This is a genomic window from Pseudomonas sp. NY15364 (genome assembly GCF_048068235.1).
Classification (GTDB): domain Bacteria; phylum Pseudomonadota; class Gammaproteobacteria; order Pseudomonadales; family Pseudomonadaceae; genus Aquipseudomonas; species Aquipseudomonas mendocina_D.
In genome coordinates, this window is record NZ_JBLUPX010000004.1 from 155,407 (window position 1) to 170,240 (window position 14,834).

17 protein-coding genes are annotated in these 14,834 nt (G+C 63.3%); 8 read left to right on the forward strand and 9 right to left on the reverse strand.

The annotated features are described in order from the left end of the window. Positions 1–35 precede the first annotated feature (35 nt). The gene (locus ACNFCJ_RS05455) at positions 36–563 is read right to left on the reverse strand and encodes a hypothetical protein (protein ID WP_416770226.1); all 528 of its coding nucleotides are present in this window, start codon (positions 561–563) and stop codon (positions 36–38) included. 273 nt (positions 564–836) lie between these two features. On the opposite strand from ACNFCJ_RS05455, the gene ACNFCJ_RS05460 reads away from it, so the two are divergent. Next, a complete protein-coding gene (locus tag ACNFCJ_RS05460) occupies positions 837–1,736 on the forward strand; it encodes an AEC family transporter (protein ID WP_416770227.1) in 900 nt (299 codons plus the stop codon). Between the two features lie 32 nt (positions 1,737–1,768). On the opposite strand, the gene ACNFCJ_RS05465 is transcribed toward ACNFCJ_RS05460, so the two are convergent. From ACNFCJ_RS05465 to ACNFCJ_RS05495, 7 genes are all read right to left on the reverse strand, one after another. After that, on the reverse strand, positions 1,769–2,068 hold the full coding sequence (locus tag ACNFCJ_RS05465; RefSeq protein WP_416770229.1) for a putative quinol monooxygenase: 300 nt from the start codon (positions 2,066–2,068) through the stop codon (positions 1,769–1,771). Beyond that, positions 2,065–2,751 (reverse strand): type 1 glutamine amidotransferase domain-containing protein, encoded by a 687-nt coding sequence (locus ACNFCJ_RS05470; protein WP_416770230.1) that lies wholly within the window; start codon positions 2,749–2,751, stop codon positions 2,065–2,067. Before ACNFCJ_RS05470 ends, ACNFCJ_RS05465 begins: the two co-directional genes overlap by 4 nt. Positions 2,752–2,825: 74 nt before the next feature. After that, the gene (locus tag ACNFCJ_RS05475; protein ID WP_416770231.1) at positions 2,826–3,356 is read right to left on the reverse strand and encodes a hypothetical protein; all 531 of its coding nucleotides are present in this window, start codon (positions 3,354–3,356) and stop codon (positions 2,826–2,828) included. A 162-nt stretch (positions 3,357–3,518) separates the two neighbouring features. Then, positions 3,519–4,784: an Hsp70 family protein gene (locus tag ACNFCJ_RS05480; RefSeq protein WP_416770232.1), complete on the reverse strand. Its 1,266-nt coding sequence runs from the start codon at positions 4,782–4,784 to the stop codon at positions 3,519–3,521. Positions 4,785–4,846: 62 nt separating this feature from the next. Further along, entirely contained in the window at positions 4,847–5,824 is a 978-nt protein-coding gene (locus ACNFCJ_RS05485) for a lysylphosphatidylglycerol synthase transmembrane domain-containing protein (RefSeq protein ID WP_416770234.1), read from the reverse strand. A gap of 212 nt (positions 5,825–6,036) precedes the next feature. Then, positions 6,037–6,474, reverse strand: a complete 438-nt coding sequence (locus ACNFCJ_RS05490; RefSeq protein ID WP_343348947.1) for a YqaA family protein — start codon at positions 6,472–6,474, stop codon at positions 6,037–6,039. 33 nt (positions 6,475–6,507) lie between these two features. Then, entirely contained in the window at positions 6,508–7,236 is a 729-nt protein-coding gene (locus ACNFCJ_RS05495) for a VC0807 family protein (RefSeq protein WP_106732552.1), read from the reverse strand. A gap of 167 nt (positions 7,237–7,403) precedes the next feature. Between ACNFCJ_RS05495 and ACNFCJ_RS05500 the strand changes: the two genes are divergently transcribed. The 7 genes from ACNFCJ_RS05500 to ACNFCJ_RS05530 all read left to right on the forward strand — a co-directional run bounded on the left by ACNFCJ_RS05500 (position 7,404) and on the right by ACNFCJ_RS05530 (position 13,094). After that, positions 7,404–8,318, forward strand: coding sequence for a substrate-binding domain-containing protein (locus tag ACNFCJ_RS05500; protein WP_416770236.1), 915 nt, complete (start codon positions 7,404–7,406; stop codon positions 8,316–8,318). 88 nt (positions 8,319–8,406) lie between these two features. Then, positions 8,407–9,180 carry a substrate-binding periplasmic protein gene (locus ACNFCJ_RS05505; protein ID WP_416770238.1) on the forward strand — a complete coding sequence of 258 codons (774 nt, stop codon included), beginning with the start codon at positions 8,407–8,409 and terminating at the stop codon, positions 9,178–9,180. A 237-nt stretch (positions 9,181–9,417) separates the two neighbouring features. Further along, entirely contained in the window at positions 9,418–10,176 is a 759-nt protein-coding gene (locus ACNFCJ_RS05510) for a substrate-binding periplasmic protein (protein WP_416770240.1), read from the forward strand. A gap of 53 nt (positions 10,177–10,229) precedes the next feature. Next, positions 10,230–11,231 (forward strand): type II secretion system F family protein, encoded by a 1,002-nt coding sequence (locus ACNFCJ_RS05515; protein WP_106732556.1) that lies wholly within the window; start codon positions 10,230–10,232, stop codon positions 11,229–11,231. Positions 11,232–11,368: 137 nt separating this feature from the next. After that, a complete protein-coding gene (locus ACNFCJ_RS05520) occupies positions 11,369–12,232 on the forward strand; it encodes an isocitrate lyase/PEP mutase family protein (protein ID WP_106732893.1) in 864 nt (287 codons plus the stop codon). Between the two features lie 76 nt (positions 12,233–12,308). Next, on the forward strand, positions 12,309–12,575 hold the full coding sequence (locus tag ACNFCJ_RS05525) for a DksA/TraR family C4-type zinc finger protein (RefSeq protein ID WP_143505518.1): 267 nt from the start codon (positions 12,309–12,311) through the stop codon (positions 12,573–12,575). Between the two features lie 75 nt (positions 12,576–12,650). After that, entirely contained in the window at positions 12,651–13,094 is a 444-nt protein-coding gene (locus ACNFCJ_RS05530) for a hemerythrin domain-containing protein (RefSeq protein ID WP_021487915.1), read from the forward strand. Between the two features lie 39 nt (positions 13,095–13,133). On the opposite strand, the gene ureC is transcribed toward ACNFCJ_RS05530, so the two are convergent. Next, positions 13,134–14,834: an urease subunit alpha gene (gene ureC, locus ACNFCJ_RS05535; RefSeq protein ID WP_416770242.1), complete on the reverse strand. Its 1,701-nt coding sequence runs from the start codon at positions 14,832–14,834 to the stop codon at positions 13,134–13,136.

The following is a 14,834-nucleotide window of genomic DNA, read 5'->3' on the forward strand; positions in this document are numbered from 1 at the left end:
CGGCCTGTGCCGGGCTTGGGGTGTTGCGATAGCACTTATGCAGTACGTCCACGTTGCTCGATCAGGCGATCAGAGCCGCCTTCGGCAAGCTGTACACGCTGTGCGCCAGGAGTACGTTCGTAACCGCCTTCGGCCAGCTGAACGCGTTGGGCACCAGGGGTACGCTCATAGCCGCCTTCTACCAGTTGGATACGCTGGCTGCCCGGAGTGCGGTCAGAGCCATCTTCAGCCAGCTGGATGCGCTGCGCGCCAGGAGTACGTTCGTAACCACCTTCGGCCAACTGAACACGTTGGGCGCCCGGAGTGCGTTCATAGCCGCCTTCAGCCAGCTGGACGCGCTGTGCACCCGGCGTACGCTCATAACCACCTTCTACCACCTGAACGCGCTGGGCGCCGGGGGTGCGGTCGGCGCCGTCTTCGGCCAGCGGGGCGACGGGTTGCTGTTGGACCTGGCTGTCCTTGGTTTCACCCACCAGAGGGAAGGGGGCGCTGCTAGGGGCGGCGAATACACTGGTGGTTATCAGGCTCAGGGCCAGGGCTGCAAGGCTAAGTTGAGTTTTCATGTCGTTCTCTCCGTTGGGGAGTAATAAGTGGCTTCGGAGCTAATTCTTGAGGACATGAGCGAAGATAAGAATTTGACTGACCTGATAGTGAACATCGATCCCCTCAATACTTGATCGGGGCGCTCTATTTCGGTGCTTCTGGCTGGGTGTCAAGCTTGGCGGCGGATGTTTCGCAAGGCGTCGCGCTGAGCGTTCGGCACGCGTATGCTTGGCGGCCCTCGCGGGTCGAGCTCGATCCGTCCTCTTCAGCAGTCCCAGGAGGCCGCTTCAGCCATGCTCGCCGCACAGGCCATTTTGCCGATCTTCGCTCTGATCGTTCTCGGCTATCTGCTCGGCTGGCGCCAGTGGCTCACCACCGAGTCGGCGGCCGGTCTGGCCAACATCACCTTCAAGCTGTTCATGCCGACGCTGCTGTTTGCGGGTATCGCCAAGGCATCGCTGGCCGAAGGGCTGTCGCCGATGTTGTTGTTGGCCTATTACCTGCCGGTACTGCTGGTGTTCGTCGTGGTCAACGCGCTAGCGCATTGGCGGCGCGGTACGGCGACGCCGCTGGGATTGGTGGCGGCGTTCTCCAACAACGTACTGGTCGGCATCCCGCTGATCGCCAGCCTGATGGGTAATGACGGCCTGCTCTATGTCTTCGCCATTCTGGTGTTTCACAGCCTCACGCTGTTTTCCCTGCAGAGCTTCTATGCGGCCTTCGGCAGCCAGGAACGGGTCGACGGGCGTGCTCTGCTGAAGAATCTGGCCAACCCGATGATCATCGGCCTGTTGTTGGGCGCCTTGCTCAATCTTTCCGGGCTGGTGGTGCCGGACAGCCTGTGGCGCGCGGTGACCTGGCTGGGCCAGGCCGCTCTGCCTTGTGCACTGATCGTGCTGGGCGCCAGCCTGTCGCGCTATCGCTTGCGGCCGACCGCTGAGGCTTGGGGCGTGGCGCTGGTCAAGCTGCTGCTGTTTCCGGCGCTGGTGTGGACATTGAGTGGCCTGCTGCCAGGCCTCAACGATTCCGCGCGGACTGTGATGGTGCTGCTGGCGGCCTGCCCGAGCGGAGTGAATGTGATGGCATTTGCCCGCACGGCCGAGGACAACCGCAGCGTCAGCGCGGCGATCTCGTTGTCGACGCTGCTCGCCGCCGTCAGCCTGCCGGCCTGGATGATGCTGATGGGCTTCTGAAGGCGGGCGTCAGCGGACGCCCGCAGCTCGGTTCAAGGGGCCAGATTCAGCGGCAGACTGACCTTCACTTCGGGCGGGGTGGCCAGCCAGGCAGCGGTGCGCTGGCGGTAGTCGAGGTAATGCGCGCTTTGCCGGTGCGCCTCTACTGCGGCGCGATCCACGTACAGCTCGTAGAGATCGAAGGTGCCGGGCGTGCCGTCGCGCTCGAACAGGTCATAACGCAGGTTGCCGGGCTCGGCGCGGGTAGCGCTGACCATCTGCTGCAGTGCTTGCAGCACCTCGTCGCGGTGTTCGGGCCGGGCCTGGATGCTGGCGAAGATGGCGATGCTCATGCGCGTGCCTCGAGCAGGCCGAGCAGCGCTTCGGCGCTGGCTTCGGAAGAGGCCGGGTTCTGCCCGGTGACCAGCAGGCCGTCGACCTCGACATGGCTCTGCCAGTCAGCGCCACGGGCATACAGGCCGCCATTGGCCTTGAGCATGTCCTCGACCAGGAAGGGCACTACCTGGGTCAACTGCACCGCTTCTTCTTCGCTGTTGCTGAAACCGGTGACGCGCTTGCCGGCGACCAGCGGCTTGCCGTCGCTGCCCTTGACGTGGCGCAGCACGCCCGGCGCATGGCAGACCGCACCGACTGGCTTGCCGAGCGCCTGGAAACGTTCGATCAGGGCGATGGAGTCGGCGCTTTCGGCCAGATCCCACAGCGGGCCGTGGCCGCCGGGGTAGAACAGCGCATCGAAGTCTTCTGCACGCACCTGCGCCAGCGGCAGGGTGTTGGCCAGCTCGCGCTGGGCCTCGGCATCCTTGGCGAAGCGGCGAGTGGCATCGGTCTGCGCGCTCTCGTCATCGCTCTTCGGGTCGATGGGCGGCTGGCCACCCTTGGGCGAGGCCAGGGTCAACTGGGCGCCGGCATCCTTGAAGCTGTAGTAGGGCGCGGCGAATTCTTCCAGCCAGAAGCCGGTCTTGTGGCCGGTATCGCCGAGGCGGTCGTGGGAAGTCAGTACCAGCAGAATCTTCATGACGATTTCCTTGCGGTTGTGGCAGATCGAATAGAGCTAGTGACTGCGACCCAGGACGGGCGTTCCCTCAGGGCTCAGGCATCCGCCTGTGCTTGCGCCGCCTCCAGCGCCGGTGCCGCATAGATACCCACTTCCACCGCCAGCTCCAGTACCCGTGGCAAATCGTTGGCATACACCAGCACCGTCTGCAGCTCGTCATCCAGCGGTTCGCTGAAGTCCACCAGCACATAGCCGCCGGTTTCCGACGACAGCGCCGAGAGTTGCACCTGAATGCGGTTCAGTGCTTTCAGCGCTTCGGTCTTGGCCAGTTGCTTGGCCTTGAGCACGAACTGCACCTGCGGGCCGAAGGATTCGGTGATGCGCTGGAACAGCTCTTCATAGCTGTCGGCCTGGAACAGCACCGTCTCCGGCAGGCTGCCGACCACCACCCATTCGCCCAGCGGGATGGGGAATTCGTCGTCGTAGTTGACGTCCGGGTTGGCGGCGAGGAAGGCGGCTGGGTCGGCATAGGCCTGCGCGGCTTCGTCGGCAATGCGGGCGATCTCGTCCTCGGGCAGGCAGCCGGAGCTTATCTTGGCGATCAGTTCTTCCAGCTGGGCTTTCATCTCGCTATTCCTCGGTGATTCAGATGGGCGGCAAGCATAACCCAGAGCCTGTCGTGCGAGGCACGGGAGAACAGGTTGGGCTTCTGGTGTAGGAGCGGCTTTAGCCGCGAGGGGCCTGTGCGGGAGGCCAGAATCGCGGCTGAAGCCGCTCCCACAAAAAACTTAGCCGTAGCGTTTCTTGGCTTCGATGGCCAGGCCGCTACCAATACTGCCGAAGGTGTTGCCTTCGACGCTGCGCGCATTGGGCAGCATCGCCGCCACGCTCTGGCGCAGCGCCGGTACACCGCTGGAGCCGCCGGTGAAGAACAGTGTGTCGACCTGATCCGCCGTGATGCCGGCATCGGCGAGCAACTGTGTGAGGCTGGCGCGGATGCGTTCGAGCAGTGGCTCGATGGCGTTCTCGAACAGTGGACGGGTCAGTTCGGCGACCAGGCCCGGTTCGACGCGCGACAGGTCGATGGGACGTGCGTCGTGCTCGCTGAGGGCGATCTTGCTGTCTTCCACCTGCATCGCCAGCCAGTGCCCGGCACGTTGTTCGATCAGGCCGAACAGACGGTCGATGCCGGTGGCGTCGACGATGTCGTAGCGCATGTTCTGCAGAGCGAGCTGGGTCTTCTGCGCGTACAGCGCGTTGATGGTGTGCCAGGTGGCCAGGTTGAGGTGGTAGCTGGTGGGCATGAAGGCGTCGCTTTTCATCCGGCTGCCATAGCCGAACAGCGGCATCACGCCGGCCAGAGAAAGCTGTTTGTCGAAGTCGGTACCGCCGATGTGAACGCCGCCGGTGGCGAGAATATCGCCCTGGCGTTCGGCCAGGTGATGGCGCTCTGGGGCCAGGCGTACCAGGGAGAAGTCGGAGGTACCACCACCGATGTCGACGATCAGCACCAACTCTTCACTATCCAGGCCCGACTCGTAGTCGAAGGCGGCAGCAATGGGTTCGTACTGGAACGATACGTCCTTGAAACCGAGCTTGTGTGCCACGGCGACCAGGGTGTTCTGCGCTTCCTGGTCGGCGGCCGGGTCGTCATCGACGAAGAATACCGGGCGGCCTAGCACCACTTCCTCGAAGGCGTGGTCGGCCTGGGCTTCGGCGCGCTTTTTCAGCTCGCGGATGAAGAAGCCGAGCAGATCCTTGAAGGGCAGGGCGCTGCCCAGCACGGTGGTTTCAGTCTTCAGCAACTTGGAGCCCAGCAGGCTTTTCAGCGAGCGCATCAGGCGGCCTTCGTAGCCTTCCAGATACTCGTGCAGGGCCAGGCGACCGTAGACCGGGCGGCGCTCCTCGGTGTTGAAGAAGATCACCGAGGGCAGGGTGATCTTGCCGTCTTCCAGCGGCAGCAGGCTGTCCTGGCCAGGACGAAACCAGCCGACGGTGGAGTTGGAGGTGCCGAAGTCGATGCCGCAGGCGCGGGCGGGAGTGGAGAAAGACATGAAACGCAGGCCATGAAAAACGGCCGCGCATTCTATGTCAGTCGCGCTGCGACGGCGAGCCGTCAGGACGGTAGGTCAAGGCTCTCCTCGCGCTTGCGCTTCCACTGCGTCCATTCGAAGCCCAGCACCACCAGCAGTGACAGTGCGAACGGCAGCAGCAGATAGAACACGCGGAACACGATAAGCGCCGCCAGCACATCGGCAGCGGGAATCTCCGGCAGTGCGGCGAGGAAGGTCACTTCCAGTACACCCAGGCCGCCAGGTGCATGGGACAGCAGCGCCAGAGAGAAGGAAGCGAGGAACACGCCGAGCACCACCAGATAGCCGGGATGATTGTCGGCCGGCAGGGCGAAGTAGATGATCGCCGCCGCGCAGAGCAGTTCCAGTGGCCCGGCCAGCAACTGGCGGCTGACGATGGGCAGGCGTGGATATTCCACATGCAGCTTGCCCAGCGTCCAGGGTTTGAACTGGCGCCAGGAGCCCAGCACGTAGAGGCCGACCAGGCACAGCAAGACGCTGCCGATGACTACCGAGACCAGAGGCGTGACATTGGCGACGCGGTGGATCAGGTCGGGCTGAGCGATCAGCACGCAGCCGCTGGCGAGCAGGGTGCCGAGGGCGAAGGTAAAGGAGCAGAAAATAATAAGGATGCCGATTTCCTGCGGCGTCAGGCCCTTGCTGCGGTAGGCTCGGTAACGCACCACTGCGCCTGAGAATACCGAGGCGCCGATGTTGTGGGCCAGGGCATAGGTGGTGAAGGAGCACAGGGTGATGAAGCGCCAGGGAATCTTCTTGCCGAGGTGAGCGACGGCGATGCGGTCGTACCAGGCCAGTGCCCAGTACGCGCCGAGGGTGGCCGCTGCGGCAAGCAGCCAGTTCATGTGCGAGATCGCTTCGATGCTGCCCTTGATCTCATCGAGGGAGATATTGCGCAACTCGCGATACAGCAGAAAGCCAGACAGCACCACGGCACTGAGTCCGATCAGCGTCCAGATCAGGTCGCTGCGCTTCAGTTTTGGTTTGGCTTCTACGACAGACACCGCAATTCCTCGCTCGCTAGGCCCCGAGGTAGTGGGGCCGCATGCCTCTGTGGGAGGCAGCTGTTCATCGGCCATCCGGCCATTGTGCAACGGCCGGTGGCGGATCGTGCCCGCGTGGCGCGCTGCGCAGTATCAGGGAGGCGCAGCCTGTACTCAACTGCCAAGCACATTCGCACCCTCTTGTGGTTGTGTCAGCGGTTGTCCTGATACGTTCATATCCATGCCAGCGTCAGCGCCGCCAGCACGGCGTAGCGGCTCGCTTTAGCCAGGGTGACGATGGCCAGAAACACCCACAGACGCTCGCGCATTACGCCGGCAACCAGCGTCAGTGGGTCGCCGATTACCGGCATCCAGCTCAGCAGCAGCGACCAGCGCCCATAGCGCGCGTACCAGCTCTGTGCCTGCTGTAACCGAGCAGGGCTGACCGGGAACCAGCGGCGCTCGCGATAGTGTTCGATGGAGCGGCCCAGCAGCCAGTTGACCCAGGAGCCCAGCACATTGCCCAGAGTGGCCACCAGCAACAGGGCCCAGAGCGGATGTTGGCCGGCCAGCAGCAAGGCGACCAGCACCGCTTCGGACTGCAGCGGCAACAGCGTCGCCGCGCCAAAGGCGGAGAGAAACAGAGCCGGATAGGCGGAAAGCCCAAGCATGTTCAGCGCGGCCGACCCGAAGGTCGGCGCTGATCAGGGCTGCGATTCCTGGCCGGTGTTGGCCATGATTTCTTCCAGGCTCAGGCCGGTCAGGCCGTGAATGGTCTTCCACAGGTAGTAGAAGATGGCCATCAGCATGATCATCGAGGGAATGGCGATCATCGGGTAGCTGAGCAGGGTCATGCGACCCAGCTCGTCGTTGAACGCTTCGGTGCCGGCCGGGCTGACCACGATCCACTTGGCCAGCACATAGTTCATGAACGAGGAGAAGAAGAAGGTGCCGCTGAGCCAGTAGGTGGCGCGCATCAGGCGCGTCTCGAAGTGCTCGACATGGCCGCCTTGCTCCAGGCGGTCGTGGATCTTGTCGATATTGAGCACGGTCTTGTTGAACAGCAGAGTGCGGATCAGCGGGTAGCGGGTGCGGGTAGACACCAGCACGGCGATGCCGATCAGGCCGGGGATCAGTGCTTCCTTGACTGCCAGCCACTGGGTGTCGAGCTTGAGCAGGCCGATACCGCCGGTCAACGCGACGCTGATCAGGCCGAGCAGGGCGATGAAGTTGAATTTGCGGTATTTGATCAGCTCGAATGCGCCCCAGGCCAGCGGGAACGCCAGGGCCAGGATCAACGCACCATCGGCGCCGAGGCGGTGCTCACCACTGAGCTTCATCAGGATGAACGAGGGAATCAGGATGCTGATGGCCAGATCGATCAGCGGGCGGGGCTTGTGCGTCGGGGTACGGCTGTCAGTAGTGGCGGTCATGGTAGCTGGAGTCTGCGTAGGAAGCCCGATGATCGCCTGCCCGGCGCGTCAAGGGCTAGCCCGACCGTCGGTTTTGAATGTGAAAAAGTATGAGTCGACAGCTTGCCGACAGGCGTCGCAGTGCCGCATGGCGATGCTAAAGTGATGGCAGGGTCCAGGAGTTGAACATGCCAAGAATAATTCCTTCCATTTGCCTGTTGCTGACGGCTCTTTCCCTGACGTCCGCGCCTGCCTGGGCGCGTGACTGCATCGGTATGGTGCCGGCCGGCACGTCGGCGTTCTGGAGCGAACTGGAGGCCGGCGCGAGACGCACCGCTGATGAGCTGCAATTGGAGCTCTATACACGCGCCCCGGCTCAAGAGGGCAGCGTCGAGGTGCAGTTGCAATTGATAGATCGCGTCCTAGCGCAGGGTTGCAAAGCGCTGATCATCGCTCCGGCTGGCGATGTTATCGATATTCGGATCACGGCCTTGCGTGCCGAGGGCATCCCCACTGTCTATGTCGACCGCGACATTGCGGGGGACGGCGCTTATGCGTTGGTGGCGACTGACAACTTCCTCGCCGGTCAGTTGGCCGGGCAACAAATGGCCGAGCGCCTCGGGCGGGGTGGCAGAGTTGGGATGTTGCGTTTGCGGCCAGGGCTGCAATCGACCGAGGAGCGTGAGCGCGGCTTTCTGCTGGCGGCGCAGGCGACTGGGTTGCAGGTGGTGTTCGATACCTACCTGGGGGATGACCGCCAGCGCATCGCCGAGGCCCTGAGCCAGCAGTTACCCAAGCTCGACGGCCTGTTCAGTCCCAATGGCACCAGCAGTCGAGCAACCCTCGTTGCGCTGCGCCAACTGGGCAAGGCCGGTACCTTGGACTTTGTCGGTTTCGACGGTGGCGACCTGCTGTTCGATGCCGTGCGCGAGGGAGCGATTCATGCGCTGTTGCTCCAGCAGCCGCAGGCCATGGGGGATCATGCGGTGCGCCTGGTGCACCGGGCCCTGAGTGGCGAACGCGCCATTTCGCGCCTGCAACTGCTACTTGAACCGCGTGTAGTGACCGCCAGGGATTTGGCTGAAATGACAGCCCCGCAATAGCCTTGGTGATGGGCCAGGTGCGGGTTTATGATCCTTGTTCTGGCCGTCCTGAATTCGCTGTAGGGCGCGCTCTAGACGGTGGCGTGTGATGAATCTGAAGTGCCCGGTAGCCGTTCTGTTGTTGTTTTGCGGCCTCTGCGCCCATGTGGCGGCTGCCGATTTGCGGCTGTATACCGAAGACTATCGACCCTTCAGCTATCTCGAAAATGGCAAGCCGAGTGGCATGGCTGTGGCCGTGGTCGAGGAGCTGATCCGCCGCACTGGCGAGACGGCGCATATCGAACTGGTGCCCTGGACACGCGGCTATCACCAGGCTCGCCATCAGGCCGACACGGCATTGTTCTCCACCGTACGTACGGCGCAGCGCGAAGCCGAGTTTCAGTGGGTCGGGCCGATCGCGCGCGGCTATACGCGCTTCTACACGCACAAGGATGCTGGGCTTCGAGTCGCCAGCCTCGAAGACGTCCGGCGCCTCGGCACCCTGGCGATTCCCAAACAGTGGTACAGCTACGAACTGTTGCGCGAACAGAACCTGGATAACCTGTATGGCGTTTCGACGCCTCAGGACATGCTGCGCATGTTTCGCCATCGCCGGGTCAAGCTGCTGCTGGCCAACAACCTGACCCTCGACGGCATGCTCGCCGAGCAGGGCATGAATGCCGGGCAGCTGCAGGAGCAGTTCGACCTGATGCCCAACGATTCCTATATCGCCTTTTCCCTGAATACGGATCCGGCGCTGGTCGCACGTTGGCAACAGGCGCTGCAGCAGATGCGCCACGACGGCAGCCTGGAGCGGATCTACCGCCACTGGTTCCCCGCGGCCGATGAGCGCACCTTGGTCGACTTGCTGCGCAGCGAGTGAAGCGGCTGCACGGTGCGCCCCGGCTTGCTAGGGTTTGTACGAAAAGTCGTCGAGCGAAGGTCAGGCGATACCGATGGCGGCCCCACAAAAACGGGTGAGGAACGGTCGGAGTCGCGTTCGACTTTACGAGCTGTAAATGAGCATTCGACCGGGCTGGCGTTCCAGCCCGTTTTTAACGAAGCATCACCGAGCGCAGGCACTTTTCGTACAGAGCCTAGGCTGCAAGCGGGAGGGGTGATGATGGCCAAGTGTATTAATCGATGGCTATGTGTTCTGCTGCTGGCGCTGTGCGCTCCGGTACAGGCACAGCTGCGTCTGCTCACCGAGGATGCGCCGCCGATGAGCTTCATGCGCGAGGGCGAACCGAGCGGTCTTGCTGTCGAGGTGGTCAGAGCATTGCTGGCGCGTACCGGCGACACTGGACAGATCGAGCTGATGCCCTGGACGCGAGCGCTGTACCTGGCTCAGCAACAGGAAGATATCGCGCTGTTCTCCACTGTGCGTACAGCCGAGCGTGAGGACCGGTTCCAGTGGGTCGGCCCCATTGTGGTCGGCACTACCAGTTTCTACTCGCTCAAGTCCCGCACCCTCGTCATCGACACGCTGGAGCAAGCCGCTGCCAGCGGACCTCTGGCGTTGCCCAAGCAGTGGTACACCTTCGAAACCCTCAGTGCGAAGGGCTTCACCAACCTCTATGGCGTACCCAGCTCGAAGCAGATGATGACCATGCTCAAGCATGGCCGGGTCAATCTGATCGCCACTGAGGACCTGACCCTGGCTGGCGAGTTGGCCGCTGTCGACCTCAAGCCACAGGACGTTACCGCGCACGTGCCGTTCATGCGCTCGGCCTACTACATTGCCTTTTCCCCGCAGACATCGGTGGTGCGCGTGGTGCGCTGGCAGCGCGCATTACAGCAGATGCATGAGGACGGCAGCCTGGAGGCGATCCTGAAACGCTGGTTGCCGCATGCGCCGATGCCGCCCATCGCTCCGTAGCGCCTCGCGCGGCGACTGGTTAACCTGAGCGCTGCAATCCACCGAGTCCGATCATGTCGCGTCGTCATCTCACTCTCGATCTGCGCAGTCGCGCCGGCTTGTTCGCTCACCTTGGCGCGATGGAGCGGGCGGGCGTGCCTATCGATCGAGCGCTGGCCAGTCTGGATCTCGGTGCGCGCCACGAGGCCGCCGTTAAGCGCCTGCGACAGATGGTCGGCGGCGGACGCGACCTGGCGACTTCCGGCCAGTTGAGTGGCGTGTTCACGCCATTGGAAAGTGGCCTGGTGCGAGCCGCGCAAGAAGCCGGTGCACTGGCGCATATCTACGAGCAATTGGCGCAGCGCTACGACGAACAGGCGCGTTATGCCGCAGAGTTGAAGTCACGTCTGCTGTTGCCGGCCGGGGTTTTGCTGCTGGCGCTGGCGGTCAAACCCTTGCCTGCTTTGGTTGGGGGAAGTCTGAGTGGCGCGGGCTACCTGGCGGCTGTGCTGATGCCGATCTTGTGGCTGTCGGCATTGCTGTTCGGTGCACGAGCGTTGTGGCGACGCTGGCAACAGCGGCGAACCGATCAACCGGGCCCGTTGGACGATCTGCTGCTGGCTCTGCCGGTGTTGGGCAGCCTGCAGCGCCGGGCGGATGTCCGTAATTTCTGCGACAGCCTCGGGCTGCTGCTGGAGGCCGGGATGCCCGTGCTCGACGCCCTGCCGCGCGCCTGCAGTGCAGTGAGCGGCGCGCGGCTGCGGCGGGATTTCGCCAACCTGGCACCACGGGTCGCGGCTGGGCAGTCGTTGGTGCGCGCTTTCGATGGGCTGAGCTTTCACGGCAAAGCCATGCTGATCGGCGTGCTCAATACCGGTGAAGCCACCGGTCGGCCCGGTGAGGCGCTGCTACGTTTCGCCCGCCTGCAGGCGCAACAGCTGGCTGCGAGCCAGCAGATGCTGGCGAGCTGGGCGCCACGGCTGTTCTATTTGGCGGTCGCCATGTGGATGGCATACGGCCTGCTGACCGGTGGTGGTTTCTTCCCGGCGCTGCCGGCGGAGCTGGCTGGCCGATAATTTGCTGGTTATCGACCACGGCGCTCCGTTTGAAAGCTGGCAGCAAGTGCCTTGCGCTAGCATTCGTCACGTCTACGCCATTACTAAAAAGAGAAAAAAGCGATTCAACCGACTTTGGAATACGCCCCATGCCCATCCTGCAACGTGCATCCCACCATGAGCTACGCAGCGCTTTTCGTGCCCTGCTGGCTTCCGACCGCTGCTATCACACGGCCTCGGTCTTCGATCCCATGTCCGCCCGCATCGCCGCTGATCTCGACTTCGAGGTCGGTATCCTTGGCGGCTCCGTCGCCTCCCTGCAGGTACTCGGTGCGCCGGACTTCGCCCTGATCACTTTGAGCGAATTCGTCGAGCAGGCGGCGCGTATCGGCCGCGTCTCGCGCTTGCCGGTAATCGCCGATGCCGACCACGGCTACGGCAACGCGCTCAACGTCATGCGCACCGTGGTCGAGCTGGAACGCGCCGGTGTTGCCGCGCTGACCATCGAAGATACCCTGCTGCCGGCCCAGTTCGGCCGCAAGTCCACTGATCTGATTTCCATCGAGGAGGGCGTCGGCAAGATCCTCGCCGCGCTGGAAGCCCGCGTCGATCCGGATCTGGCGATCATCGCCCGTACCCATGCCGGCGTTCTGGAGGTGGACGAAGTGATCCGCCGCACGCGCGCCTACGAGACCGCCGGTGCCGACGGCATCTGCCTGGTCGGGGTCAAGGATTTCGCCCACCTGGAACAGATAGCCGCAGGCCTCAAGGTGCCGCTGATGCTGGTCACCTACGGCAACCCCGAACTGCGCGACAACCAGCGTCTGGCACGCCTAGGTGTGCGCATCGTGGTCAACGGCCACGCCGCCTACTTCGCCGCGATCAAGGCCACCTACGACTGCCTGCGCGAACAGCGCGGTGCGCAGCCGTGCGACCTCAATGCCACCGAGCTGACCCACAAGTACACCATGCCCGAGGACTACATCCTCTGGGCCAAGGAGTTCATGGAAGTCCGCGAGTAGCCTGTCGCGACCGGCTGCACTTGCACTTCGCATTCTCCGGGCGCATATCTGTTCGGAGAGTGCGAGGAGGTCGAACATGGCAGGTGGTTGGGCAAGCGACGACGCAGTGCAGGAACAGATCGACAGCAGCATCGAAGACGCCGTTGCGCGTGCTCGCAGCCAACTGCCGAAAGGCGAGAGCCTGCATCATTGCGAAGAGTGCGACGCGGTGATACCCGAGGCCCGTCGCCAGGCAATTCCTGGTGTGCGCTTGTGCGTGAACTGCCAGGCCGAGCACGACCGTGAGAGCGCGGCGTTCAGCGCCTATAACCGTCGTGGCAGCAAGGACAGTCAGTTGCGCTGAGCAAGCGGTACGGCACCTATTCGCCTCCTGCTGGTCTAGTGCTACTACGACCGTGACTCAGGAAGAGGTGCTTGCATGACGATTTTCGAAGCCTTACGCATCAGCCACGACATCCAGCGCGAACTGGCGCAGAAACTGATCGCTACCCAAGGCGACAGCGCCGAGCGCCACGCCTTGTTCTCTCAGCTCAAGCAGGAACTGGCTGTGCATTCGGTGGCCGAAGAACGCCATTTCTACATTCCCCTGATGCAGCAGGACGCAGGCGTCGACCTGTCGCGCCACGCGATTGCCGAGCATCACCAGATGGACGAAATGATCGAGGACCTGGAAGAAACTGACCCCAGCAGCCCCAGCTGGCTGGCGCAAGCCAAGGCCCTTGCGGAAAAGGTCGAACATCACCTCAAGGAGGAGGAGCACACCTTCTTCCAGATGGCCGGCAAGCTGCTTCGCGACAAGGAGAAGCAGCAACTGGCTGGTGATTACCTGAACGCCTACGACGAGATGAAACAGGCGTCCTGATAGACCAACGAAAGCCGGGCATGACGCCCGGCTTTTTCGTCAGAACAGGAAATACCGCTGCGCCATCGGTAGCACTTCGGCCGGCTCGCACCAGAGCAACTGGCCGTCAGCCTTGACCTGATAGTTCTGCGGATCGACCTCGATGTTCGGCAGGTAGCCGTTGTGGATCAGGTCGGTCTTCTGCACCTCGCGGCAGCCTTTGACCACGCCGATTTTCTTCTGCAGGCCTAGCTGTTCGGGCACGCCCGCTTCGAACGCCGCCTGACTGATAAAGGTGATGCTGGTGGCATGGCGGCTGCCGGCATAGCTGGCGAACATCGGCCGGTAGTGCACCGGCTGCGGCGTCGGGATCGAGGCGTTGGCGTCGCCCATCAGGCTGGCGGCGATGGCGCCACCCTTGAGGATCAGCGTCGGCTTGACGCCGAAGAAGGCCGGGCGCCAGAGCACCAGGTCAGCCCATTTACCCACTTCCACCGAGCCCACTTCATGGCTGATTCCGTGGGTGATCGCCGGGTTGATGGTGTACTTGGCAATGTAGCGTTTGGCGCGGAAGTTGTCGTTGCCCGGCGCGTCTTCAGGCAGCGGGCCGCGCTGCTGCTTCATCTTGTCGGCAGTTTGCCAGGTGCGGGTGATCACCTCGCCGACACGGCCCATGGCCTGGCTGTCGGAGCTGATCATGGAAAAGGCACCGAGGTCGTGGAGGATGTCCTCTGCCGCAATGGTTTCGCGGCGGATACGGCTCTCGGCGAAGGCCACGTCCTCGGCGATGCTCGGGTCGAGGTGATGGCAGACCATGAGCATGTCCAGGTGCTCGTCGATGGTGTTCTTGGTGAACGGCCGGGTCGGGTTGGTCGAGGACGGCAGTACGTTGGGGAAACCGCAGGCCTTGATGATATCCGGGGCGTGGCCGCCGCCGGCACCCTCGGTGTGGTAGGTGTGGATGGTGCGGCCTTTGAACGCGCCGAGGGTGGTCTCGACGAAGCCGGATTCGTTCAGGGTGTCGGTGTGAATCGCCACCTGCACGTCGTATTGGTCGGCCACGCTCAGGCAGTTGTCGATGGCCGCCGGGGTGGTGCCCCAGTCTTCGTGCAGCTTCAGGCCGATGGCGCCGGCCTTGACCTGCTCGATCAAGGGCTCGGGCAGCGAGGCGTTGCCCTTGCCGGTAAAGCCCAGGTTCATCGGGAAGGCATCGGCGGCCTGCAGCATGCGCGCCATGTGCCAGGGGCCTGAGGTGCAGGTGGTGGCGTTGGTGCCGGTGGCCGGCCCGGTGCCGCCGCCGATCATGGTGGTTACCCCGCTCATCAGCGCCTCTTCTATCTGTTGTGGGCAGATGAAGTGGATATGGGTGTCGATCCCGCCAGCGGTAAGGATCATGCCTTCGCCGGCGATCACCTCGGTGCCCGCGCCGATGGCGATGGTCACGTCCGGCTGGATATCCGGGTTGCCGGCCTTGCCGATGGCGGCGATACGGCCGTCCTTGAGACCGACGTCGGCTTTGACGATGCCCCAGTGGTCGATGATCAGGGCGTTGGTGATCAGGGTGTCGACCACATCGGCGGCGCACAACTGGCCCTGGCCCATGCCGTCGCGTATCACCTTGCCGCCGCCGAATTTCACTTCTTCGCCGTAGGTGGTGAAGTCCTTCTCGACTTCGATCCACAGGTCGGTGTCGGCCAGGCGTACCTTGTCGCCGACGGTGGGGCCGAACATGTCGGCGTAGGCTTGGCGGGAAATCTTCAT

What these genes read in the sequence shown, in the direction of transcription:
- ACNFCJ_RS05515 (WP_106732556.1), top strand. Translation starts at nt 10,230, where the DNA reads ATGTCGCGTCGTCATCTCACTCTCGATCTGCGCAGTCGCGCCGGCTTG.
- ACNFCJ_RS05475 (WP_416770231.1), bottom strand. Translation starts at nt 3,356, where the DNA reads ATGAAAGCCCAGCTGGAAGAACTGATCGCCAAGATAAGCTCCGGCTGC.
- ACNFCJ_RS05465 (WP_416770229.1), bottom strand. Translation starts at nt 2,068, where the DNA reads ATGAGCATCGCCATCTTCGCCAGCATCCAGGCCCGGCCCGAACACCGC.
- ACNFCJ_RS05500 (WP_416770236.1), top strand. Translation starts at nt 7,404, where the DNA reads ATGCCAAGAATAATTCCTTCCATTTGCCTGTTGCTGACGGCTCTTTCC.
- ACNFCJ_RS05505 (WP_416770238.1), top strand. Translation starts at nt 8,407, where the DNA reads ATGAATCTGAAGTGCCCGGTAGCCGTTCTGTTGTTGTTTTGCGGCCTC.
- ACNFCJ_RS05530 (WP_021487915.1), top strand. Translation starts at nt 12,651, where the DNA reads ATGACGATTTTCGAAGCCTTACGCATCAGCCACGACATCCAGCGCGAA.
- ureC (WP_416770242.1), bottom strand. Translation starts at nt 14,834, where the DNA reads ATGAAGATTTCCCGCCAAGCCTACGCCGACATGTTCGGCCCCACCGTC.
- ACNFCJ_RS05470 (WP_416770230.1), bottom strand. Translation starts at nt 2,751, where the DNA reads ATGAAGATTCTGCTGGTACTGACTTCCCACGACCGCCTCGGCGATACC.
- ACNFCJ_RS05490 (WP_343348947.1), bottom strand. Translation starts at nt 6,474, where the DNA reads ATGCTTGGGCTTTCCGCCTATCCGGCTCTGTTTCTCTCCGCCTTTGGC.
- ACNFCJ_RS05460 (WP_416770227.1), top strand. Translation starts at nt 837, where the DNA reads ATGCTCGCCGCACAGGCCATTTTGCCGATCTTCGCTCTGATCGTTCTC.
- ACNFCJ_RS05480 (WP_416770232.1), bottom strand. Translation starts at nt 4,784, where the DNA reads ATGTCTTTCTCCACTCCCGCCCGCGCCTGCGGCATCGACTTCGGCACC.
- ACNFCJ_RS05525 (WP_143505518.1), top strand. Translation starts at nt 12,309, where the DNA reads ATGGCAGGTGGTTGGGCAAGCGACGACGCAGTGCAGGAACAGATCGAC.
- ACNFCJ_RS05495 (WP_106732552.1), bottom strand. Translation starts at nt 7,236, where the DNA reads ATGACCGCCACTACTGACAGCCGTACCCCGACGCACAAGCCCCGCCCG.
- ACNFCJ_RS05510 (WP_416770240.1), top strand. Translation starts at nt 9,418, where the DNA reads ATGATGGCCAAGTGTATTAATCGATGGCTATGTGTTCTGCTGCTGGCG.
- ACNFCJ_RS05455 (WP_416770226.1), bottom strand. Translation starts at nt 563, where the DNA reads ATGAAAACTCAACTTAGCCTTGCAGCCCTGGCCCTGAGCCTGATAACC.